General features: G+C 55.3%; 22 protein-coding genes and 1 other RNA gene. 18 read left to right on the forward strand and 5 right to left on the reverse strand.

Translation table 11 applies throughout. From position 1 onward, the window contains the following. Window positions 1–43: 43 nt before the first annotated feature. From HMPREF9623_RS00960 to HMPREF9623_RS00970, 3 genes are read left to right on the forward strand one after another with little or no spacing between them, the layout of a single operon-like run. Window positions 44–1,234, forward strand: coding sequence for a CobW family GTP-binding protein (locus tag HMPREF9623_RS00960; RefSeq protein ID WP_009532017.1), 1,191 nt, complete (start codon window positions 44–46; stop codon window positions 1,232–1,234). Between the two features lie 3 nt (window positions 1,235–1,237). Further along, entirely contained in the window at window positions 1,238–2,200 is a 963-nt protein-coding gene (locus tag HMPREF9623_RS00965; RefSeq protein WP_009532018.1) for a TIGR03943 family putative permease subunit, read from the forward strand. 15 nt (window positions 2,201–2,215) lie between these two features. Then, on the forward strand, window positions 2,216–2,956 hold the full coding sequence (locus HMPREF9623_RS00970; RefSeq protein WP_009532019.1) for an HAD family hydrolase: 741 nt from the start codon (window positions 2,216–2,218) through the stop codon (window positions 2,954–2,956). 78 nt (window positions 2,957–3,034) lie between these two features. On the opposite strand, the gene HMPREF9623_RS00975 is transcribed toward HMPREF9623_RS00970, so the two are convergent. After that, on the reverse strand, window positions 3,035–4,429 hold the full coding sequence (locus tag HMPREF9623_RS00975) for a polysaccharide deacetylase family protein (protein WP_009532020.1): 1,395 nt from the start codon (window positions 4,427–4,429) through the stop codon (window positions 3,035–3,037). A 152-nt stretch (window positions 4,430–4,581) separates the two neighbouring features. Here HMPREF9623_RS00975 and HMPREF9623_RS00980 point away from each other — a divergent pair, with 152 nt between their 5' ends. Continuing rightward, the gene (locus HMPREF9623_RS00980) at window positions 4,582–4,911 is read left to right on the forward strand and encodes a YerC/YecD family TrpR-related protein (RefSeq protein ID WP_009532021.1); all 330 of its coding nucleotides are present in this window, start codon (window positions 4,582–4,584) and stop codon (window positions 4,909–4,911) included. Continuing rightward, on the forward strand, window positions 4,886–7,123 hold the full coding sequence (locus HMPREF9623_RS00985) for a UvrD-helicase domain-containing protein (protein ID WP_040799147.1): 2,238 nt from the start codon (window positions 4,886–4,888) through the stop codon (window positions 7,121–7,123). Before HMPREF9623_RS00980 ends, HMPREF9623_RS00985 begins: the two co-directional genes overlap by 26 nt. Here the strand turns inward: HMPREF9623_RS00985 and HMPREF9623_RS00990 are convergent. Next, the gene (locus tag HMPREF9623_RS00990; RefSeq protein ID WP_009532023.1) at window positions 7,113–8,483 is read right to left on the reverse strand and encodes a sodium-dependent transporter; all 1,371 of its coding nucleotides are present in this window, start codon (window positions 8,481–8,483) and stop codon (window positions 7,113–7,115) included. The genes HMPREF9623_RS00985 and HMPREF9623_RS00990 overlap by 11 nt on opposite strands. A gap of 153 nt (window positions 8,484–8,636) precedes the next feature. Here HMPREF9623_RS00990 and HMPREF9623_RS00995 point away from each other — a divergent pair, with 153 nt between their 5' ends. The 3 genes from HMPREF9623_RS00995 to HMPREF9623_RS01005 all read left to right on the forward strand — a co-directional run bounded on the left by HMPREF9623_RS00995 (window position 8,637) and on the right by HMPREF9623_RS01005 (window position 10,727). Next, on the forward strand, window positions 8,637–8,921 hold the full coding sequence (locus tag HMPREF9623_RS00995) for a hypothetical protein (protein WP_009532024.1): 285 nt from the start codon (window positions 8,637–8,639) through the stop codon (window positions 8,919–8,921). 81 nt (window positions 8,922–9,002) lie between these two features. After that, window positions 9,003–10,376: a 23S rRNA (uracil(1939)-C(5))-methyltransferase RlmD gene (gene rlmD, locus HMPREF9623_RS01000; RefSeq protein ID WP_009532025.1), complete on the forward strand. Its 1,374-nt coding sequence runs from the start codon at window positions 9,003–9,005 to the stop codon at window positions 10,374–10,376. Between the two features lie 27 nt (window positions 10,377–10,403). Then, window positions 10,404–10,727: a DUF4298 domain-containing protein gene (locus HMPREF9623_RS01005; protein WP_009532026.1), complete on the forward strand. Its 324-nt coding sequence runs from the start codon at window positions 10,404–10,406 to the stop codon at window positions 10,725–10,727. Here the strand turns inward: HMPREF9623_RS01005 and HMPREF9623_RS01010 are convergent. Next, window positions 10,724–11,308: a xanthine phosphoribosyltransferase gene (locus tag HMPREF9623_RS01010; RefSeq protein WP_040799288.1), complete on the reverse strand. Its 585-nt coding sequence runs from the start codon at window positions 11,306–11,308 to the stop codon at window positions 10,724–10,726. The two genes, HMPREF9623_RS01005 and HMPREF9623_RS01010, sit on opposite strands and share 4 nt — an antisense overlap. Before the next feature lie 193 nt (window positions 11,309–11,501). Here HMPREF9623_RS01010 and HMPREF9623_RS01015 point away from each other — a divergent pair, with 193 nt between their 5' ends. From HMPREF9623_RS01015 to hslO, 9 genes are all read left to right on the forward strand, one after another. Next, window positions 11,502–11,966 carry a DUF6465 family protein gene (locus HMPREF9623_RS01015; protein WP_009532028.1) on the forward strand — a complete coding sequence of 155 codons (465 nt, stop codon included), beginning with the start codon at window positions 11,502–11,504 and terminating at the stop codon, window positions 11,964–11,966. A gap of 121 nt (window positions 11,967–12,087) precedes the next feature. Next, window positions 12,088–13,752: a helicase HerA-like domain-containing protein gene (locus tag HMPREF9623_RS01020; RefSeq protein WP_009532029.1), complete on the forward strand. Its 1,665-nt coding sequence runs from the start codon at window positions 12,088–12,090 to the stop codon at window positions 13,750–13,752. After that, the gene (locus HMPREF9623_RS01025) at window positions 13,752–14,405 is read left to right on the forward strand and encodes an HAD hydrolase-like protein (protein WP_009532030.1); all 654 of its coding nucleotides are present in this window, start codon (window positions 13,752–13,754) and stop codon (window positions 14,403–14,405) included. The genes HMPREF9623_RS01020 and HMPREF9623_RS01025 overlap by 1 nt, the downstream gene beginning before the upstream one ends. 32 nt (window positions 14,406–14,437) lie before the next feature. Further along, window positions 14,438–15,208: a GNAT family N-acetyltransferase gene (locus HMPREF9623_RS01030; protein WP_009532031.1), complete on the forward strand. Its 771-nt coding sequence runs from the start codon at window positions 14,438–14,440 to the stop codon at window positions 15,206–15,208. 49 nt (window positions 15,209–15,257) lie between these two features. Next, window positions 15,258–15,445: non-coding RNA, 6S RNA (ssrS, locus tag HMPREF9623_RS11075), on the forward strand. A gap of 52 nt (window positions 15,446–15,497) precedes the next feature. Beyond that, window positions 15,498–16,850 carry an AI-2E family transporter gene (locus HMPREF9623_RS01035; RefSeq protein WP_009532032.1) on the forward strand — a complete coding sequence of 451 codons (1,353 nt, stop codon included), beginning with the start codon at window positions 15,498–15,500 and terminating at the stop codon, window positions 16,848–16,850. 67 nt (window positions 16,851–16,917) lie between these two features. After that, complete coding sequence (locus tag HMPREF9623_RS01040) at window positions 16,918–17,424, forward strand: SEC-C metal-binding domain-containing protein (RefSeq protein WP_009532033.1); 507 nt, start codon at window positions 16,918–16,920, stop codon at window positions 17,422–17,424. Between the two features lie 72 nt (window positions 17,425–17,496). After that, window positions 17,497–18,264, forward strand: a complete 768-nt coding sequence (locus tag HMPREF9623_RS01045; RefSeq protein WP_009532034.1) for a class I SAM-dependent DNA methyltransferase — start codon at window positions 17,497–17,499, stop codon at window positions 18,262–18,264. Beyond that, window positions 18,257–19,135, forward strand: a complete 879-nt coding sequence (gene hslO / locus HMPREF9623_RS01050; protein ID WP_009532035.1) for an Hsp33 family molecular chaperone HslO — start codon at window positions 18,257–18,259, stop codon at window positions 19,133–19,135. The genes HMPREF9623_RS01045 and hslO overlap by 8 nt, the downstream gene beginning before the upstream one ends. On the opposite strand, the gene HMPREF9623_RS01055 is transcribed toward hslO, so the two are convergent. Next, window positions 19,129–19,710 (reverse strand): DUF5662 family protein, encoded by a 582-nt coding sequence (locus tag HMPREF9623_RS01055; protein ID WP_009532036.1) that lies wholly within the window; start codon window positions 19,708–19,710, stop codon window positions 19,129–19,131. The genes hslO and HMPREF9623_RS01055 overlap by 7 nt on opposite strands. Window positions 19,711–19,827: 117 nt before the next feature. Between HMPREF9623_RS01055 and HMPREF9623_RS01060 the strand changes: the two genes are divergently transcribed. Then, complete coding sequence (locus HMPREF9623_RS01060; RefSeq protein ID WP_009532037.1) at window positions 19,828–20,031, forward strand: cold-shock protein; 204 nt, start codon at window positions 19,828–19,830, stop codon at window positions 20,029–20,031. Window positions 20,032–20,112: 81 nt separating this feature from the next. Here HMPREF9623_RS01060 and HMPREF9623_RS10730 read toward each other — a convergent pair whose 3' ends face one another. After that, the gene (locus HMPREF9623_RS10730) at window positions 20,113–21,204 is read right to left on the reverse strand and encodes a ribonuclease H-like domain-containing protein (RefSeq protein ID WP_009532038.1); all 1,092 of its coding nucleotides are present in this window, start codon (window positions 21,202–21,204) and stop codon (window positions 20,113–20,115) included. Window positions 21,205–21,252 lie beyond the last annotated feature (48 nt).

Genomic DNA, 21,252 nt, shown 5'->3' on the forward strand with positions numbered 1-21,252 from the left:
TATTCATTCTATGAGGAGTAGAACAAGAACGGAGGAAACAGAGATGGCAAAGACTAAGGTAGATATTATTTCGGGCTTTCTCGGCGCGGGAAAGACAACCTTTATCAAGAAACTGCTCGCGGAGGCTCTTTCCGGCGAGAAGGTGGTGCTGATTGAAAACGAGTTCGGCGAGATCGGCATCGACGGCGGCTTCCTAAAAGATTCCGGCATTGAGGTGCGGGAGATGAACTCCGGCTGCATCTGCTGCTCGCTCGTCGGCGATTTCGCGAGCTCGCTGAAGGAAATCCTCACAAAATACACGCCGGACCGCATAATCATTGAGCCCTCCGGTGTCGGCAAGCTCTCGGACGTGATGCACGCTGTCGCGGATGTCGAGGAAGAGCTCCCGGTCGCGGGCAATTCCGCGGTCACACTGGTCGATGTGAAGAAGGCGAAGCTCTACATCAAGAACTTCGGCGAGTTCTTTAACAACCAGGTGCAGTATGCAAAGACCATTGTGCTCTCCCGGACGGATGTCGCAGACCAGAAGAAGATCGACGAGGCGATTCAGCTGATTCGCGAGATCAACAAGGACGCGACGATTATCACGACGCCGATCTCAGACCTGACCGGTGAGAAGCTGCTTGAAATTCTCGAGCATCCGGTCGATTTGAAGGCAGAGCTTTTTGAGGAGCTTGCGGAGGAGCACGAGCATCATCACCATGATGAGGAGCACGAGCACTGCTGCCATCACGACGAGGAAGAGCACGAGCATCATCACCACCATGATGAGGAGCACGAGCACTGCTGCCACCACGACGAGGAAGAGCACGAGCATCATCACCACCATGATGAGGAACACGAGCACTGCTGCCACCACGATGAGGAAGAGCACGAGCATCACCATCACCACGATGAGGACGGTCACTGCTGCTGCGGTCATGACCATCACCACCATCACCACGGCCACGATGCTGATGAGGTATTCGACAGTGTCGGTCTTGAGAATGTCCCGGCCTTTACCGAGGATAAGCTGCACGCACTGCTTCTCAGACTTGCGGAGAGCGAGGAGTTCGGCAAGGTGGTGCGCGCAAAGGGCATGGTTCCGAGTGCGGACGGCGGCGCATGGTTCCACTTTGATCTGGTGCCGGGCGAGACCGAGATTCGCCGCGGGGCTGCGGAGGCAAGCGGCAAGGTCTGCGTGATCGGAAGTGAGCTCAAGGAAGAGGCAATCACAAGGGAGTTCAAGGCATAAGCAATGGCAGAGCAATTTGAGAGAGAAGAAGAGAAGACACCGGTATTCGTAATCAACGGTTTCCTGGAGGCGGGCAAGACACAGTTTCTCCGCTTCACGATGGAGCAATCCTACTTTCAGACAGAGGGTAAGACTTTGCTCCTGGTCTGCGAGGAGGGCGAAGAGGAATACCCGGAGGCCCTGTTAAAGAAGTACAATACGGCGGCGATTTACTTTGAGAGTCAGGAGGAGTGCACCAAAGAGGCGCTCCGCGCGCTCGGCGAAGAGTTTCACCCGGAGCGCGTCCTGATTGAGTGGAACGGCCTCTGGCGGCAGGACAGTCTGGAACTGCCGGACGAGTGGTTTTTGAACCAGCAGATCAGTATTTTCGACACGAGCACGCTGGACCTCTATCTGAAGAATATGCGGGCGTTTCTCGGCCCGATGTTGAACGACACGGAGCTTATCATCTGCAACCGCGCGGACGATATTTCGGAGGAGAAGCTCGGAAATTATCACCTCTCCCTGAAAGCCATGGCGCCGGATGCCGAGATCGTGTTTGAGGGAAAAGACGGCGAGATTCGCGGCGATTTCAGCATTGAGCTGCCCTATGACTTAAAGGCAGATCATCTGGAGCTGAGTCCGGATATGTTTGCGATTTTCTATGTCGATGCGATGGACCGGCCGGAGAAGTATGACGGCAAGGAGGTCAGCTTCACTGCGGAACTGATGCGTCCGAAGGGGGCACCGGCCGATGTGGTGATTCCGGGCAGAAGGGTGATGACCTGCTGCGAGGCGGATATCCGCTTCTGCGGTCTGCTCTGCCACTATGCGGGCGCACAGAATTTCAAGACAGGAGACTGGGTAAAGGTCCGCGCCAAAATCCGGAAGGAGAATGCGCGCGAGTACGGCGCCGAGGGTCCTGTCCTGTACGCGGAGGAACTCACGCGGACAGGCCCGATTGCCGAAGTCGCGACCTTCGGCTGACGCGGAGGTAGAGAGATGAGTGAGACAAAACACTATCGCGCGGCTGTCTTCGACATGGACGGCACAATTCTGGATACCATCACAGATCTGACGGTTTCTTTGAATGAGGCCTGCCGCCTGACCGGACATCGCGCGGATTTTACAAAGGACGATGTGCGTCACTTCTTCGGAAGCGGCGCGGAAGTCGCTGCGCAGCGCGCGCTCGCGGTCGAGAAGGGATATTCTCTCCGGGAGGTCGGCGCGCTCGGCGTGACAAAGAGCGCAGCGGCGTTCGGCATCACGGACGAAGCGGCAAATGCTGTGATCGCGGCCTTTGCCGCCTATTACGGCGAGCACTGCGACGACGCGACGGGGCCTTACCCCGGGATACTTGCCCTTTTGAAAAAGCTGAAGGCGGCAGGTGTCCGCATTGCCGTGGTTTCCAATAAGCTGGACGAGGCGGTGCAGGTCTTAAATCGCGTGCACTTTGAGGGGTTGTTTGAAGAGGCGAAGGGCGAGCGCCCGGACATTCGCCGGAAACCGGCGCCGGACATGGTGTTTGCCGTTCTCGAGTCTCTGCAGGTCAGACCGGAAGAGGCTGTCTATATCGGTGACACCGAGGTGGACATGCTGACCGCGAAGAACAGCGGCATGGACTGCATTTCCGTGGACTGGGGATTCCGGAGCCGTGAGGCGCTGGAAGCACTCGGCGCCAAGCGGATTGCGGATCGCGCGGAAGAAGTCTTTGATCTGATTGTCGGAAACGAAGACGCATAACAAATAAAAACAAAGAGCCCGGTTTTCACTTGATTTATCAAGTGAAAACCGGGCTCTTTTGCGACTCTTTTGAATCAATCAGCCTCCCTTGTAGTCCGGAACCGGTGTCGGTCTGTCCTTATCAAAGATATCCGAGGCATTGAACAAATCACTGGTGTGATTCTTGACGGTCATATCCTGCCAGAGTCGATAGCCGTCCAGATTTCGTCTGCCCTGGCGCAGGTAATCCTGGCCCTTCTGCACATAGTACTGATTCGAGTCCACGTTGCAGAAGTAGCGGAAGCCGCTCTTATAGAGATACTGGAAGCGCTCGTTGTCATCCTTGTAGGGATGCCAGTCGCCGATATCCGCGCCGAAGGGGAAGATGAGAATGTCGGTGCCGCCGATCAGCTTACCCACATAGTCCTGCCACTTCTGGTTATCGGTCTCGAGCTCGGCAAACGGAATCTTTCCGTAGTTCCGGTGTCCCCAGCTGTGGGAGGCGAGCTCCCAGCCGTCATCCCGGAGGCACTGGGCAACTTCGCGCACCTTCTGTCGATCCGCTTCAATGTTCGGATTCTTGCCCTCGTAGGAGGGATCGGTGCGGTAGCCGAAGACGCCGTTGTAACCGGTCACGGCAATGATGCCCTTTGCGCCGCGGTAGGAGAAGTCCGGGTGCTTCTCAATAAACTCGTCGAGAATCGGAACCAGGTCGTAGGCGCCGACCGAAACGGAACCGTCGTCCATGACCATCTCGTTCATGGGCTTTCCGTTCGGCCCGACTATGATATCCTTCGCAAAGCCATCTCCGTTCATGTACTCGTAATAGTTGACATCATCCTGAGAGAGGACAAAGGCGGTCTTGCCGGGCGGAAGCATGATGTCGCCCCAGACCATCTTCTTGCCGCCGGTCGCCGGATCGTCCTCCTCGTGTGCGACATCGTGAATCCGGACTAAGACATAGCCCTTGTCGTACATCGCCTGCATCATCTTCTCGAACTCGGACTTCGTCGTCATGACATCGTTATAGCCGTTCTGACGGTCATCGCCGTCAAAGGCCTTTTTGTTGTCCATGATGAGCGTATGGAAGAAGACATGGGTGATTTTCTGCGGATCCTGGCGTACCAGGGTTCCCTTGACTTCATTGTACTTCGCAATCGCAGCCTGTCCGGCCTCGGACTGCGCCGTCTTTTCGTCTGCCTGAATTGCGGCAATCGCAGCGTCGTAATCATACTGGGCAGCCTTCTTTTCGGCATCCGCGAGGATGTCCTCGGATTTCACCTCCGCGGTCGTGCTCTCCTCGGTGGACTGCTTGGCGTTCGCATGTGCCGCGGAGGGTTTATCTCCCTTCGGGCGACGCAGGAAGAATGCAAGCGCAACTGCCAGGAGTGCCAGTACGAGCACACCGAGCAAGAGCGGAAGCGGCAGCGCTCTGTTTCTGCGGCGTCTCGAATGAAACCGACGTCCGCCGCCGCCGTAAGAATAATTGGGCATAGCTAAGACTTCCTCCTCATTTCTTCTTTTAACGATTAACATTTCTACTATAGTACAAAGTGCACGCGCTTGCAATGCCTGCTTCGTCCGGTTTACTTCAATGCGCTGTCGTGCTACACTCGAAAAAAAAACGCAGGACGAGAGGACGGAACATGAATCACAAGCTGCATTCGTCGGCGGCGGACCGCCTGTTTGATGCCATTTTGACTTTGCAAAACCGCGAAGAGTGTTATCAGTTTTTTGAGGATATCTGCACAGTGAATGAACTGCTCTCGCTGTCGCAGCGCTATGAAGTGGCCTTTATGCTGCGCCGCGGCAGAACTTATCTTGAAATTGCGGAAGAGACGGGCGCTTCCACGGCGACCATAAGCCGTGTGAACCGCGCGTTGAATGCAGGAACCGGTTTTTGCGATTTGAGTCTGCAGCGCCTGGGACTCATGCCCGGAAAGGAGAAGTGTGACAGTGACAAGTCAGATGAATGAACGACAGCGCGAGGCGATGGAGTGGACAGAGGGCCCGGAGCTGATTCTCGCGGGAGCGGGATCAGGCAAGACGCGCGTGCTGACCCATCGCATTGCCTACCTGATTCGGGAGAAAAAGGTATCGCCGTGGAATATCCTCGCCATCACCTTTACGAACAAAGCGGCTGCCGAGATGCGAAGCCGCGTGGACGCGCTGGTCGAGAGCGGCGCGGAGGCAATCTGGGTTGCGACCTTCCATTCGAGTTGCGTGTGCATTTTGCGGCGCTTCATTGATCGCATCGGTTACGACAATCACTTTACGATTTACGACGCCGATGACCAGAAGGCCGCAATGCGGGAAGTGTTAAAACAACTGCAGATTGATCCGAAACAGCTGCGGGAGAGGGTCGTGCTCTCCGCGATCAGCGCGGCCAAAAACGAGATGGTTGACAGCGTGCGGTACGAGAGCGAGGCGAAGGACTTCCAGACGGCCCGCATTGCGCGCTGCTATCGTGCCTACCAGGATTTACTTCGGAAGAACAACGCGCTGGATTTTGACGACCTCCTGTTCAAAACGGTGCAGCTCTTCGAGGCGGATGCCGATGTGCTCGCCTACTATCAGGAGCGCTTTCGCTATATCATGGTGGATGAGTACCAGGATACAAACAGCGTGCAGTTCCGTTTCATCGAGCTGCTCGCAAAAAAATACCGGAATCTCTGCGTAGTCGGCGACGATGACCAGTCGATTTACAAATTCCGCGGCGCGAACATTCACAATATACTGAATTTTGAGAAGGCTTTCCCGGGGGCCAAGGTCGTGAAACTCGAGCAGAATTACCGCTCGAGCGGAAATATTCTGGAGGCGGCCAACGGCGTGATTCAGAACAATGCGGGGCGGAAAGAAAAGCGGCTCTGGACGGCGGCGGAGAGTGGCGAGAAAGTGCAGTGCAGGCGCTATGCGAGCGCAGCGGAAGAGGCAGAGGAAATCGCGGCCGAAATCAAGGCGCGGGCTGTCGGGGGCGATTACGGGCGCTTTGCCGTTCTGTACCGCACCAATGCGCAGTCCCGCGTGCTGGAGGAGCGCTTTGTGGCGGCGGGCATTCCGTATCGTCTGGTCGGCGGCGTCAACTTCTATCAGCGGCGCGAGATCAAAGACATTCTCGCCTATTTAAAGACCGTTGCCAATGCGGCCGATGATCTCGCGGTGCAGCGCATCCTGAATGTGCCGAAACGCGGCATTGGCGCGGCGACGGTCGCGGCGGTCTCCGCGTTTGCGGCGGAGCGGGATCTGCGCTTTTTCGAGGCGCTCCGCGAGGCGCCGGCCGCCGGCGTGGCGGGGCGTGCCGGAGAGAAAATACAGCGCTTCGTCAATCTGATCGGGGAGTTCCGGAAGGCTGCGGAAAGCTGCTCGATTGCCGATTTGATTCGCCTCGTGCTGGACAAGTCAGGTTACCTGGAGGCGCTCAAAGAGGAGGGAGAAGTGGAGGCGCAGTCGCGCCTTGAGAATATCGACGAGCTGATTTCCAAAGCGGTGGACTTTGCGCGCGATACGAGCGACCTGTCCGACCGCGCGGACGGGGAGCTCCCGCCGGATATGCCGCCGCTTGATCGTTTCCTCGAGGAAGTCGCACTGGTCGCCGACATTGACCGCACGGAAGAGGGCGAGCGCGTGACGCTGATGACCCTACATGCGGCGAAGGGACTCGAATTTGACGAAGTCTATATCAGCGGCATGGAGGAAGGACTGTTTCCCGGCAACCGGAGTATCGGCGATGAGGAGGAAATGGAAGAGGAGCGGCGCCTCTGCTATGTCGGCATTACCCGCGCGAAGAAACGCCTCACCCTGAGCTCGGCAAAGTCGCGCGTTGTGAACGGCGAACTTCACTTTCACCCGGAGTCCTCCTTCCTTGCGGAAATTCCGCGGGAGGTGCTCGCAGAGGAGGGGAGCGCGCAAAGTCGAGACGATCTGCGTGCCGCGAAGGAGCCGCGCCGCACGGAGACACTGTTCACGCAGATGAAACCCGCGGCCTTTGGCAAGGTGTTTCAGGTGGAGCATATGAAAACGCTCCCCTATGAAGTCGGCGACCGTGTCCGGCATGCGCGATTCGGAGAGGGGAGCGTTACGGAAATCAAGGATGGCAAAAAGGATTATGAAGTGACGGTCGACTTCGATGAGCTCGGCGTGCGGAAGATGCTCGCGTGCTTTGCGAAGCTCGAAAAACTTACATCTTAATCCAGCCGAGCAGACTTGCAATCGAGCTGAACAGGATGATTGCGACAAAGAACGGGCAGAGATACTTAATCATAAAGTTGAAGATCAGGCGGCGCTTAAACGGAGCGCCGTCTTTTGTCACTTCCGCCGCGACGGTGTTGACGCCGACCACGCGGACTATCAGGAGGCAGGTGGTCATCGCGGCAATCGGCATCATCACGGAATTGGTCAGGAAGTCAAAGAAGTCGAGCAACTGCATGCCGATGATGCGCACCATGGCGAGCGGGCCGTAGCCGAGGGCGCTGAGACTGCCGAGCACGAGCATCAGGGCAAAGACAACCAGGCTGGAACGCTTCCGACTCCAGTGCAATTCATCCTCAAAAGTGGAGACAGCGCTCTCCGCAAGCGCAATTGCCGAGGTCAGAGCCGCAAAGAGCACCAGCAGAAAGAACATGATGCCTGCCGGCTGGCCGAAGCCCATGCTCGCGAAAATTTTCGGCATTGTGATGAACATGAGTGAGGGACCCGCCTTTAAGACATCCGGATTGCCGCCGGAAAAGGCGAAGACAGCCGGAATAATCATGAGGCCTGCGAGAATTGCAATCGCGGTGTCAAAGAGCTCCACATGGCGCGTCGCCTCTTCGATTGAGACATCGTCCTTCATATAGGAGCCGAAGGTCATCAGAATGCCCATCGCAATCGAGAGCGAGTAGAACATTTGCCCCATTGCGGCGACGACGGTCATCCAGGAGAAGTTCCGGAAATTCGGTACCAGAAAATAGGAGACGCCCTGCAGGGCGCCGGGACGCGTGACCGCGTAGACGGCAATGGCGACGGCGAGCACAATCAGAATCGGCATCATAATGGTCGAGACGCGCTCAATGCCGTTCTGCACCCCCATATAGATGATGAACATCGTGGCCGCGCTGAAGAGGAGAAACCAGAATTCGGTTTTTCCGCCGCTTGTGATGAAGCTGCTGAAGTAATCGTCGCCTGCGAGTGCCGTGACCTCTCCTCGGCAGTAGGCATAGAGATACTTGGAGACCCAGCCGCCGATGACCGAATAATACGGGACAATCAGAATCGGTATGACAGCGTTGATCCAGCCGCCGAAGCGGAACATCCAGTCTTTGCCGTAGTGTGTAAAAGCGCCGACCGGGCTCTTTTTGGTGCGCCGACCGAGAGCGCTCTCGGCGACAATCATGGTATAGCCGAAGCTCAGAACCAGGAGCAGGTAAACCAGTAAAAAGATGCCGCCGCCGTATTTTGCGGCGAGATACGGGAAGCGCCAGATATTCCCCAGTCCGACGGCAGAGCCTGCCGCAGACAGCACGAAGCCGAGGCGGGAGGAGAAACTGCTTCTCTCAACTTTTGACGACATTCAAAAAACCTCCGATGTTGAAATCTGTAAAAAATGCACAACAAGCTTATTTTAGAGAGGCCCGCTCTGCTTGTCAACCAAAAGGCTTTATGCTATAGTGAAGCTGTTAATCATGCATTGTGTCAAATGACATAGAGAACTTGGGAGGAGAGTATGGACAATTTCAGCGCATTGATGAAACTGGATGAGCTTGTGAGTTCCATGAAGAAGAAAGAGGAGAAGAGCAAGACGCGTGATGCGATTGTGATTGCGCTCGCAATTCTCGGTGTTGTCGCGGCGGTCGCAGGTATCGCCTATGCTGTTTATCGCTTTGTCACGCCGGCGGAAGATGAGTTCGATGACGATTTCGACGACGATTTTAACGACGACGAGTTGATTGCCTTCGGTGACGAGGACGAAGAAGACGAGAAGGACGCCAAGGCGGAAGATAAGGAATAAGCAATACAAGCGGAAAATATGGTTTAGAGAGGGCGCGCCGAAAAGACGCGCCCTCTTTTTGAAAGAGAGAGGACAGAAGGCATGAAAAAGGGAGAGGAAGCGCGCGGCATCATTTCGGAGTACCGATTTCCGGATCGCGGCTACATTGTGAGGGAAGACGGGAAGGTATTGGTGAAGCACGCCGTGCCGGGACGGGAAGTAGCATATCGCGTGACCAAGGCGCGAAAGGGGAGTGCGGAGGGCAGAGTGCTTGAGACTCTGCAGCCGGGCGTCTGTGAGACGCGGGAGAGCCGCTGTCCGGCGGTCGGCAGTTGCGGAGGCTGCCTCTACCAGACGCTGCCCTATGAAGAGGAACTGGCGCTAAAGAGTGAGCTGTTAGAGCGCCTTCTCGGGGAGGCAGTGTGGGAGGATTTTCTCTGGGAGGGACTCACGCCGAGCCCGCTCGCGGAGGGCTACCGCATGAAGATGGAGTATTCGTTCGGAGATGCCTATCGGGACGGCCCACTCTGTCTCGGCATGCATAAGCGGGGCAGCCACTACGACATTGTGGAGACAGATCACTGCGAGCTGGTGCACGAGGACTTTAATCTAGCGCTTCGGGAGACACTACGGTTTTTCCGGGAGCACAATACTCCCTACTATCATAAGATGCGCCACGAGGGGTATCTTCGCTATCTGCTTGTGCGGCGCGGCACGCATCGAAAAGAATTGCTGCTTGATCTGGTCACGAGTTCCCAGTTGCCGAAAGAGGAGGAAGAGGAATTGCTCACGGCCTGGCGGCAACGGATGGTCGGTCTTCCCTTTGCGGCAACCCTGAAGGGCGTGCTCCACACCGTGACCGATTCGGTCGCTGATGCGATTAAGGACGAGCGGACGGAAGTGCTGTTCGGTGCAGCGCAGTTTGAGGAGGAACTCTCGGGACTTCGCTTCGTGATTACGCCCTTTTCATTTTTCCAGAACAATGCGGACGGCGCGGAATTGCTCTACGCAAAGGTGGGACAGTATGTCGGCGAGACCGGCGGTAAGGTGGTATTTGATCTCTATTCCGGCACAGGCACCATTGCCCAGCTTGTCGCAAAACACGCGGAGCGGACCGTCGGCGTAGAACTGGTTGAGGAGGCCGTGATTGCCGCGAGGGAAAATGCAGCGCGAAACGGCGTGCGGAATTGCCGTTTTATCGCGGGCGATGTATTAAAAGTGCTGGATGAAATCGAAGAGAAGCCGGATATCATCATTCTAGATCCGCCGCGTGAGGGCGTGAATCCGAAGGCGCTGCGCAAGCTAATCCGCTACGATGTACCGCGCATCATCTATGTCTCTTGTAAGCCCTCGAGCCTGCTCACCGATCTCGAGATTCTGCGAGAGGGAGGCTATCACACGACCCGGGCAGCGGGCGTCGATATGTTCCCGCGGACGCCGGGGGTAGAGGCGGTGTTGCTGCTGGAAAAGAAGTGAGTTGCCATTTATATGGAGGGAAGGGAAATGGAGAAGAGCAGTCAGGAACTCGCCTTAGAGCGCGTCAGAGAGATGGAAGAGATTTTACAGTCTCAGCGCGAGGAACTTGCCGCAATGCAAAACGCGCTGCGAATCTTTGCGGATTCACAGCGCGCCTATCGGAAACTGGTCAAATATTACTATAGCCGCAATTTCACGGCAGACAACAAGCGCTTCGACCGGGGCGAGCTGTCGGCGCTTTCGAGCGCCGAAGTGCTGACCGAAGATGCTGTCTATGACATGATGGGAGAGCGCTACGAGCTGGCACTCGATATGCTGGAGCTCGCGACAAAACTGATTCGCGAGCGTTAAAGCGTCTCTTCGCGAAAGCGAATGCCGTGTTCTGTGTCCATCTCTTCGACAATCGCGAGAGAATGGAGGTCGATTCCTGCCTCACGGATGCGCTTACCGCCGTCCTGAAAGCCTTTTTCAATCACGACACCGGCGCCGACGAGTGTAGCACCCGCCTGTTCAACGAGCTTTGCGAGTCCCAGGATGGCTTTGCCGTTCGCGAGGAAATCATCGACAATCAGAATGCGGTCTCCGGGGGACAAAAACTTTTTGGAGACGATGATGTCGTTGGTATTCTTGTGTGTGAAAGATTCCACCTTTGCCGTATACACATCTCCCGCGATATTCAGTGAGCGTGTCTTTTTCGCAAAGACGACGGGAACCTGAAAATAGCGGGCCGCAATACAGGCGATGGCAATGCCGGAGGCCTCGATGGTCAGAATTTTGTTGACCGTCTGTCCGGCAAACTGGCGGTGAAACTCCTTGCCAATCTCTTCCAGCAGGGAAACATCAATCTGATGGTTCAAAAAAGAATCCACCTTTAAAATATTACCCGCCTCAATCTGACCGTCTTTTACAATGCGCTTCTGTAATAATTTCATCTGCATGAAGCCATCCTCGCTTTCAGGGTTCAATAAATTGGAATCAGTTTAGCACAGCTCTGCCGGATAGGCAAAGAGAAAGCGTAATTCGTTTGACAAAGCGAGATTTGAATCTTATAATCCAGACTAAGATCTATGAGATGTATAGATTTGTAACCGGTTCGCTTTGGCACAGAAAACGGAGGGAATGAAAATGGCAAGCAAAAAGGGACAGCGTGAAGAGAAAGTGGAAGAACTCAAGAAATCCGTGGAAGATCTGAAGGAACCTGTGAAGGCATTTGCGGAGCGCGTCAAGTCCGCGGTCGGCAGCGAGGCAAAGTCCTTTGCGGAGGATGCGAAGGAACTTGGCAAGGAGGCAAAGAAGCAGGGCAGCAAGGTCAAGGAAGGCGTCGAGAAGGCAAGTAAGACGGTCAAGTCCCGCGCCAAGAAGGTCGGTGCGACACTGAGCGGCAAAGAGACAGTCGTGAAGGTGTTTGTGGAGTTTGAGGGCAGACAGCTCGCGGTCGAAGAACTCACGGCGCGCGCTAAGGAAGCTTATCTCGCGGAGAATCCGGCGGCGGAAATCGAGAGCCTTGAGCTCTATGTAAAGCCGGAGGAGAATGCGGCGTACTATGTGGTAAACGGCGACGCATCCCCGTCCTATAGGCTCGCATTGTAATAGAAGAAACAGCGCTATACCCCCGGCAGGATTCACTTCTTGCACGGGGGTATTTTTTTGTGTACTATAGGAATTAGACAATCAATCGGCTGAAAAGCGTTTGGATTCAGAGAGGTATTTTATGTACGATCAGCAGGCAGTATGGGTGGGCAGCAGCGGTGACGAGCATTGCACCCTGCGCTTGAAGCAGGCAAATCGCCACGGCCTGATTGCGGGTGCCACGGGAACCGGTAAGACGGTCACACTCAAAGTGATGGCGGAATCCTTCAGCGATGCCGGCGTGCCGGTGTTTCTCGCAGATGTGAAGGGAGATCTCGCGGGCATGTGTCGGCCCGGTGAGGACAGTGCGGATATGCAGGCGCGCATTGCGCGCTTCGGTTTGCAGGAAGCCGGCTTCCGCTACCGTGCTTATCCAACGGAATTCTGGGATATTTTCGGCAAGCAGGGTTTCCCGCTCCGCACGACGGTCTCGGAGTTCGGACCTCTCCTGTTTGCGCGTCTTCTGGATCTCAATAAGATTCAGAGTGACTTGCTTGAGATTATTTTCCGCATCGCGGACGAAGAGGGGCTTTTGCTCCTCGACATGAAGGATCTGAAGTCCATGGTGCGCTATGTGGAGGAGAATGCCGATGCCTACCGGGAGCAGTACGGCAACATCGGCAAGAGCAGCACCGGTGCCATACTTCGCGCTCTCGTTGCCCTCGAGGGAAAGGGCGGCGCGCAGTTTTTCGGCGAGCCGGCGCTGCAGATTTCGGACTGGATGCGCGTTGATGCCGACGGCAGGGGCTATGTCAACATTCTGGACTCGACTTCTCTGATTCAGGATCCTACCATTTATTCGACCTTCATGCTCTGGATGTTGAACGAATTGTTCACCGAGCTCCCCGAGGCGGGCGATCTCGAAAAGCCGAAGATGGTATTTTTCTTTGATGAGGCGCACCTTTTGTTTGACAATGCACCGAAGACTCTGCTGGATAAAATCGAGCAGGTCGTGAAGCTGATTCGCTCGAAGGGCGTCGGCGTTTATTTCATCACGCAGAATCCGTCGGATATTCCGGGCGGCGTTTTGGCGCAGCTCGGCAACAAAGTTCAGCATGCGCTCCGCGCTTATACACCGGCAGAGCAGAAGGGGGTCAAGGCAGCGGCCGAGTCATTCCGAAAGAATCCGGCTTTTGATACGGCGACGGCGCTCCAGGAATTAAAGACAGCGGAGGCTCTGGTTTCCTTCCTCGACGAGGGTGGCGCACCGGAAGAAGTGCGGATTGCGTCCATTCTGCCGCCGCAGTCCAAGTTCGGCGCGCTGGATGCCATTACCAGACAGGCGGCAATTCTGGCGAGCAGTCTTCGCGATAAATACGCGGAGGAGGTCGACCGGGAGTCGGCGTACGAGCTCCTGTTGCAGCGGGTCGATGAACAGGCTGCCGCGGCGGCAAAGGCGAAGGAAGAAGCGGAAGCCGAGAAGCAGGCAGCCAAGGAAGCGGCCGCGGCGGAAAAGCAGGCGGCAAAGGAAGCGGCGGCAGCCGAAAAGCAGGCAGCCAAAGAAGCAGCCGCAGCGGCAAAACAGGCGGAGAAGGAAGCCGCTGCCGCTGCGCGGGAGGAGAAGAAAAAAGCGGCGCAGCAGAAACGCATCTTCGCCTCTATCGGCGGCTCGGTCACGGGAACCATAGGAAGAGAAGTCGGCAAGCAACTCGGAAAGAGCGCGGGCGGCAGTTTCGGCAAGCAGCTCGGCGGCAATGTGGGGGCAAGCCTCGGGCGCGGCATTCTGAAGACGCTCTTAAAGTTCTGATGGAACCGAAGGCGGTTATCTTTGATCTTGACGGCACCTTGACGGAGTCCGGGGAAGGTATTATGAAAGCCGCGATTGCCGGACTTGCGGCAGTCGGACGAGAGAGCGGCGGAACAGAGAAGTTGCAAAAGTTAATCGGACCGCCGCTCACAGAGGGGTTTTCCGAGGTCTACGGTCTCACAGAGGACGAGTGCAAAGAGGCGGTGCGCGCCTTTCGGGCCTATTATGAGACCAAGGGAATCTTTGAAAATGAACTCTATCCCGGCGCACTGAATCTGCTCCGGACATTGCGGGAGCGGGGAACAGCACTTTACCTTGCGACCTCCAAACCGGAACTGCAGGCGCGGCGTGTCCTCGCGGCTTTTTCGCTCACGGCATATTTCAAGGGAATTGCGGGGGGCGATGATACCAGGGACGGCGGCAACAAAGAAAAGATTCTCTCACGGCTGGTACAGACACAGGCAATACCGGCAGCTGCGGCGGTTATGGTCGGCGACCGCGCCTACGATATTTGTGCCGCTAACGCACTCGGCATTGCGGGTGTCGGCGTGACTTACGGCTACGGCAGCCGGGAAGAATTGGAAAAAGCGGGAGCAACCCATATTGTTTCTTCCATCGATGCTCTGACAGACCTGCTCTTTAGGGGCCTGTGAGAATAAAAAGCGAACAGAAAGGGAGGCTACAGATGATAGAGCTTGGCGCTATGAAACGGGAGAGTATTGCAGATCTTTGCAAGGACAGCCGCATTTCACTGGTGCGTGCAGCTGCAGAGGGCAGAGGGCGGGCGTTTGTTCCGACGCTCGACAGTCCTTCGTTTTGTCTGGTTCTGACGGGTGGCTTTTCTTATCTGGTCGGAATGCCGCCGCGCGGCGAGGCTTCGATTGATCTCTATCATCTGCTTGCGCGGGAGTGCGGCGAGACCAGTATTCTTGCCGAGGACGAGTTGTGGGATAATTGGGTGGAGAAGCGCTTTGCCGGCGCCTTCCGGACGGTGTCCCGCTACCTGCTCCGCGCGCCGGAAGGGATGAAGGCAGAGACGCTGCAACAGCGAACGAAACTCGACGAAACCTACCAGCTGCGCCCCCTCACGATACGACTCTTAGAGCGTCTCAGAGAGTTTTCCTTCAGCGAGAACCTGATGAGCAGCTTTGCTTCACAGGAGGCGTTTGAAACCTACGGGCGCGGCTATGTCGTGTTGAAAGACAATGAGCCGGTCAGTGCCTGCCTGGCCTATGTTCACAGCGAGGAGATTATGGATGTCAAGGCGGCAACCGAGAAGGCTTTCCGCCGCAGAGGACTCGCTTCGGCGGTCGGCGCCTCTCTGTTGTTGTCTTTCCGGGAGAGCGAGAGACTTCCGGATTGGGACACGGACAGCCTGTTTTCCGCAAGCCTCGGTGAGCGCCTCGGTTACCATGCGGAGCGTGAGTATAAGGTCTATCAGATTGCGGTAGAATAAAAGAACTTTACGCACAGGCAAAAGCGTCGTATAATACAGCTATAGCAAACAGCTCCTGAGATGTGCGACAATCTTACCAATTTTGAACCTGCAAACTTCTGACAGGGAGACATAAGATACAAAGCCGGATGTCAGGCCGCAACTCGTTGAGAAAATAGCGGAAGACAAATGGCCTTGTTCGGTCACCCACCTGGCATTGCCAGGCGTCAATAAGTAAGACCGGCATTTTGGGGCTGTTTTTTTTGAAAGAGGCAGCGTGAGCTGCTTTTTTTGTGAACAAGGAAGGGTTATGATTAACGATCGGAATCAAAAGTATATCGCCTGGGGACTCACCGCGTTTGCAGTGGTCGCTGCGGCCCTTTTTTTCTCGTTTGTATTGGAGCATCTGGGACCTCTGGCACTTTTTCTGGGGAAAATCGTTGAAATTCTGATGCCATTCATCTACGGCGCGGTGATGGCATTTCTGATGGCGCCTACCTATCAGGCTCTCTCTGTCTTTGTCACGAAATGCCTGCGACCCGGAGGCCTACAGGGACCCACGGAGGTCAAGATGGGCAAGCGCGTCCTGGTCAAATTCCGCGGGAGCAGCAGCGCCAAACTCTTCACCGAGGCGGAGCGGCTCCGGAAAGAAAAAAATGCGGAGCGCATCGGGAAGATAGTGGCCACCTTTGCCTGTATCATCGTTATTCTCGCGGTGCTGACCGCGCTGATTGCGATGCTGATTCCGCAGCTCATCAGCGGCGTCTCGGACCTTACGAGCAACTTGCCGAAGGGTACCAATTCGGTCAGCGGCTGGATTCAGGTGCTGTTTCACGGCAGAAATCCCGACATGGAACAGATGGTTCTGGAGGGCTACCGCCAGATTTCCGACAGCCTCATGCAGTGGATTTCCGCAGACTTCATGCCGAATCTGAATAAGTATCTGACCCAGATGACCAGCGGGGTGATGCGGCTTTTTGTGTTTCTGAAAAACTTTTTCATCGGACTCATTGTGATGGCCTACGGCCTCAATATGAAGGAAGCGCTCGCGGCACAGAGTAAGCGCTTTCTCTTCGCGCTTCTGCCGCGACGCGTCGCAAATGACACGATTACAGAACTTCGTTATGTAAAGTGGGTGTTCTCGAGCTTTATTGTCGGCAAGATTATTGACTCCGTGATCATCGGCATCATCTGCTATATCTGCATGAGCTTCATGAAAATGCCCTATGCGCTTTTGATTAGCGTCTTTGTCGGCGTGACAAATGTGATTCCGTTTTTCGGACCCTTTGTCGGCGCGATTCCGAGTGCGTTTATTCTGCTCATGGTTTCGCCGATTACGACGTTGCAATTCCTGATTTTTATTCTGGTGCTGCAGCAGTTCGACGGCAATATCCTGGGACCGCGCATCCTCGGGTCTACGACAGGCATGTCGAGTTTCTGGGTTCTCTTCGCCATTCTGTTTTTTGGCGGAATCTGGGGCATTGTCGGCATGGTGGTCGGCATTCCGACCTTTGCGGTGCTCACCAGATTTACGGAGCGGGCGCTCGCGAATGTCTTAAAGAAAAAGAAGCTTCCGGTCGAGGAAGGCTGCTACGACGCGCTGGATTATATCGATACGGAAGACGGCAGTTTGCACTACGGGCGGCGGGATAAAAAGAAATGAGCTTATTTGCAATTCGGACCGAAGTAGGCTATAATGCGACTAAAATTACGGGAGTGAAGGTGAACTTATGACATTATTAGAAGTTTGGAGAACCAAAGCATACGGTGACCAGCTCAGCAAAGAGGAGCAGGAAAAGCTCTGGAAGGATTATTTTCTGGTTGAGAAGGGCATCTACGAGAAGCTGCTCGCCGATGTGAGCAAGGTGGAGCGCGGCACGGTGAAGGAACTCGCCGAGAAGTACGGCACGGATATTCAGACCATGACGGGCTTCCTCGACGGCATCAGCGAGAGCCTGAAGCAGGACATTCCGACCGAGACCATGGATGAGAATACCGAGATTGTGTTGGAAATCGATCCGGAGAAGCTCTATTACAACATGGTGGAGGCAAAGGCCGAGTGGCTTTACGGTCTGGAGGCCTGGGATCACATTCTGAGCGCGGAGAGAAGAAAAGAGCTGTACCGCGAGCAGAAGCAGAGCGGTACGATTCGCAAGGAAGTCAAAGTTGGCAGAAACGATCCCTGTCCCTGCGGTTCCGGCAAGAAGTACAAATACTGCTGCGGCAGAAACGCATAAGTTTGGCTCCGCTCTTCGGACAGAGGAGAGCGGAGCATTTTTCATATTCGGAAGGGATAGGAGGCGCGCGGAATGGCGGCTTACCAGAGTTTTGCAAAACTCTACGATCTTTTTATGGACGGCGTTCCCTATGACGCCTGGTGCGAGCAGACTGTGCGACTCCTCGCGTCCTTCGGTATTACCGACGGGATTGTCGCGGAACTCGGTTGCGGCACAGGAAACTGCACGGAGCGGCTCGCGGCGCGGGGCTTTGATATGATAGGGATTGACAATGCCGAGGAAATGCTGGAAGAGGCGCTTCAAAAAAAGATAGCGAACGGCAGCAACGCGCTTTACCTCTGTCAGGATATGCGGGAATTTGAGCTCTACGGCACTTGCCGCGCCATCATAAGCCGCTGCGATGCGATGAATTATCTCTGCGGCACGGAAGAACTCTCTGAGGTGTTTCGGCTGGTCAACAACTATCTGGATCCGGGCGGCATCTTCCTCTTTGATATGAATACCGTTTACAAATACAAGCAGCTGCTTGCGGACAATACATTTGCGGAAAATCGGGAAGAGGGCAGTTTCATCTGGGAAAACCACTATGACAGTGAGACTGCGGAGAATATCTACGACATGACCTTTTATCTTCGGGAGGAAGGGGGCTATTACCGCCGGGCGGAGGAAACCCATGTTCAGCGCGCCTATACACTGGCAGAAGTCAGAGAAGCGGCAGAGCGGGCGGGTATGGTCTTTGTCGCCGCAATGGACGCGGAGACCGAGGGGACGCTAACGGATGAGAGCGAGCGGATGTTAATTCTGTTGCGAGAACAGGGAAAGGAAGTAAATAATGAGTGATTATATCGTGAGAGCATTTGCGGAAGGCGGCATGGTGCGCGCCTTCGCGGCGACAACCGGAGATCTGGTGGAAGAGGCGAGACGCATTCACAGCACGAGCCCCATTGTCACGGCTGCGCTTGGGCGTCTCATGACGGCCGGACTCATGATGGGGGCAATGATGAAGGACAAGCAGGATCTTCTGACCATCAAGATTGACGGCGACGGTCCCATGCGGGGAATGCTGGTCACGGCGAACAATGCGGGCGAGGTCAAGGGATATCCCTATGAGCCTGCGGTAATTCTGCCGGCCAATCAGCTCGGGAAACTGGATGTCGCGGGTGCGGTCGGCAAAGGTACCATGACCGTCATCTCGGATCTCGGCTTAAAGGAGCCCTATGTGGGGCAGGTCGAATTGGTCTCCGGCGAAATCGCGGAGGACATTGCCTATTACTATGCGTCGAGTGAGCAGGTGCCGTCCGGCGTGGGGCTCGGCGTGCTGATGAATCAGGATAACACGGTCCGCTGTGCCGGCGGCTTTATTGTGCAGCTCATGCCGGGTTGCCCCGAGGAAGTGATTACGGCGCTCGAAGACCGCCTCAAAACGGTAGGATCGGTGACGAGCTTCTTAAAAGAGGGAAAGACACCGGAGGATATTCTCGCCTGGATTTTTGAGGGCAGAGAGCTCAAGCTCACGGATAAGCTTCCGTGTCGCTTCCACTGCGACTGTTCGAGAGAACGGGTCGAGAGAGCGCTGATCAGTCTCGGCAGCAAGGAATTAAAGAGTATGGTGGAAGAAAAAAAGCCCGCAGAACTTCATTGCCAGTTCTGCGGGAAGTCGTATTTGTTTTCGCCGGAAGAACTCACGGCGTTGGAGCGGGAAGCTCACTGACACACGGGTTGTTCTCTGCGCTCATAGAGTGCGGGGTGACGGCGCAGCCAACGCATATAGCCGAGCGTATAGTGTTCCCCCTTGTCGCGGAGCATATAGAGGAGCTTTTTGAGAAGTGCCCGGGTCTCCGGATGTAAGAGGCGCCCCTCTTGTTTGGAGAGATAGTAGCCGAGCGGCACGGCATCGGTGTAGTCCTGCCCACTGTACACTTTGGAGGCGGCAATGCGGTCGCAGACCATCTCGAGCACAAAGCGGAGCGGCATTTTCAGGCTAACCCAGCCGCGCTTTTTGTCGACATCCACCCAGTACTCGTAATGGTGACGGTTGCGTCCTTTGTGGTGCAGCCAGGAGCGGGAATAGCCGAGTTCCTGGCGCTCGGCGGCGTTTGGGGAGCGGACGCCCTGGAAGTAACGGACGCCGGTCATGAATTCGGTCGGGGAATATTTGGAGAGATCGTGTGCCAGTCCCTGGCGTATCAGGCCGACTTTGAAGCAGAGATCCATGACAGTCAATTTGTGTTTTGTGATGGTGCAAAAGTGCTGTATCGCATTTTTGGCGTAAAAAAGAGGTCTCATCGTAAAAACTCCTATAAATTGTCGAAATAATTTGACAGTAGCCTTAACGTATGCTATTGTAGCGATGGTTGCAGAAGTCTGCAAGCCACAGATTATTTTTTCGGAGGAACACCGGTTATGAGCAAGGGCACAGTCAAGTGGTTTAACAACCAGAAGGGTTACGGATTCATTTCGGATGAGGGCGGAAACGATGTTTTCGTGCACTACTCCGGTCTGAAGATGGATGGGTTCAAGACCCTCGAGGAAGGCGCAAAGGTCGAGTACGACATTGTCGATGGCGCTAAGGGACCGCAGGCTACCAACGTCTTGGTGATTGAGTAAACCGGTTCCCCCGTGGGAAACGACTATTCATGAGATCAAACAAAAAGAACCGAAGTTCGCATTTTGCGGCTTCGGTCTTTTTTATTTCCGCAGAGAAAGAGAAGAGAGCAGGGTGTTCAGATATTCGCCGTAGAGTGCCGGGGTAGCGGCAAAATCGGAGAAGGGCAGGTAGAGCGGTGTGCTGCGGGCGGTTCGCTGAAAACAGGGCTGCTTCGGTTTCATGCGCGCGGGAAGCGCCAGAAAGGCATCGTATTTCGGCTGGCGTGCGGTATCGCGGGTAGCTTTTTCCTTTGCGGCGGCGTCCACAAAAGCAGCCAGACTTTTGTGGAGCAGGCTGCCGTCTTCTTTCAGAATATAATAATTCCGATAATCCTTCCAATAGTGAAAGAGTGTGTCGGTGAGAAGCGGCAGTGTGGCGGACAGAGCGTTCCCTGCGGCGTTCAGAGAGACGGTCTCCTTTTCCAGCGAGAGCGGAAAGGGAAGTGCCGTTTCACTGCGCGCGGACAGTCTGGCGACTGTTTTCTCACGCGTGAGAGTCAAGTCTTGAAATGCTCCGCAAAAAAAAGCGGGAATCGCAAGGAGGGATAGCAGAGAAGGCAGTGCGACGACATCGGCCGCATTATGCGCGAGCAGAGCCTGAAGCAGAGTCTCATCATGCGTTCGTTGCCAGAGGGAATAGGTTTCAATCAGCTCGGCACCAGTGAAGGGATCTTCCCGGGTGAGGCCGAGTCGAGCTTCAAGCGCACGCTGGGTGAGGCGCTCTCCGGCAAAGAGTGCGCGGTACGGGGAGACAGCCGCATAAAAATCCAGGCTCTGTTTTTCGGTGAGAGGGCAGGGCAGATGATACTGCGCACTGCACTGTGTGAGAAAAGGCAAATCAAAGCGGGTGCCGTTAAAATGAACCAGTGTCGCAAAGGAGGCGGCAAAGGCGAAGAAACTGCGCAGCAAGGTATACTCTTCGCTGAGCGAATCAGCGAACCATTGGTGCAGGACCGCATCGCCCGCGTCCGAAAAAGAGAGTGCTCCGATCAGATAAATCTGCGCAGAGGCCGGTGATAGGCCGGTGGTCTCAATGTCAAAGAAAAGCAGGGAGGAAGGAGCCGTCCCGGCGGGCAGCGTGGAAAGAATCTGCGCATAGTTGTCGCGCGATATCTTTGTTTCAAAGGAAACCATACAACTTCTCCTCTCTCATTTTGGTACTCTAGTATACGCCTTCCTTGT

This window comes from Stomatobaculum longum, from assembly GCA_000242235.1.
In the GTDB taxonomy this organism is placed as follows: Bacteria; Bacillota; Clostridia; order Lachnospirales; family Lachnospiraceae; genus Moryella; species Moryella longum.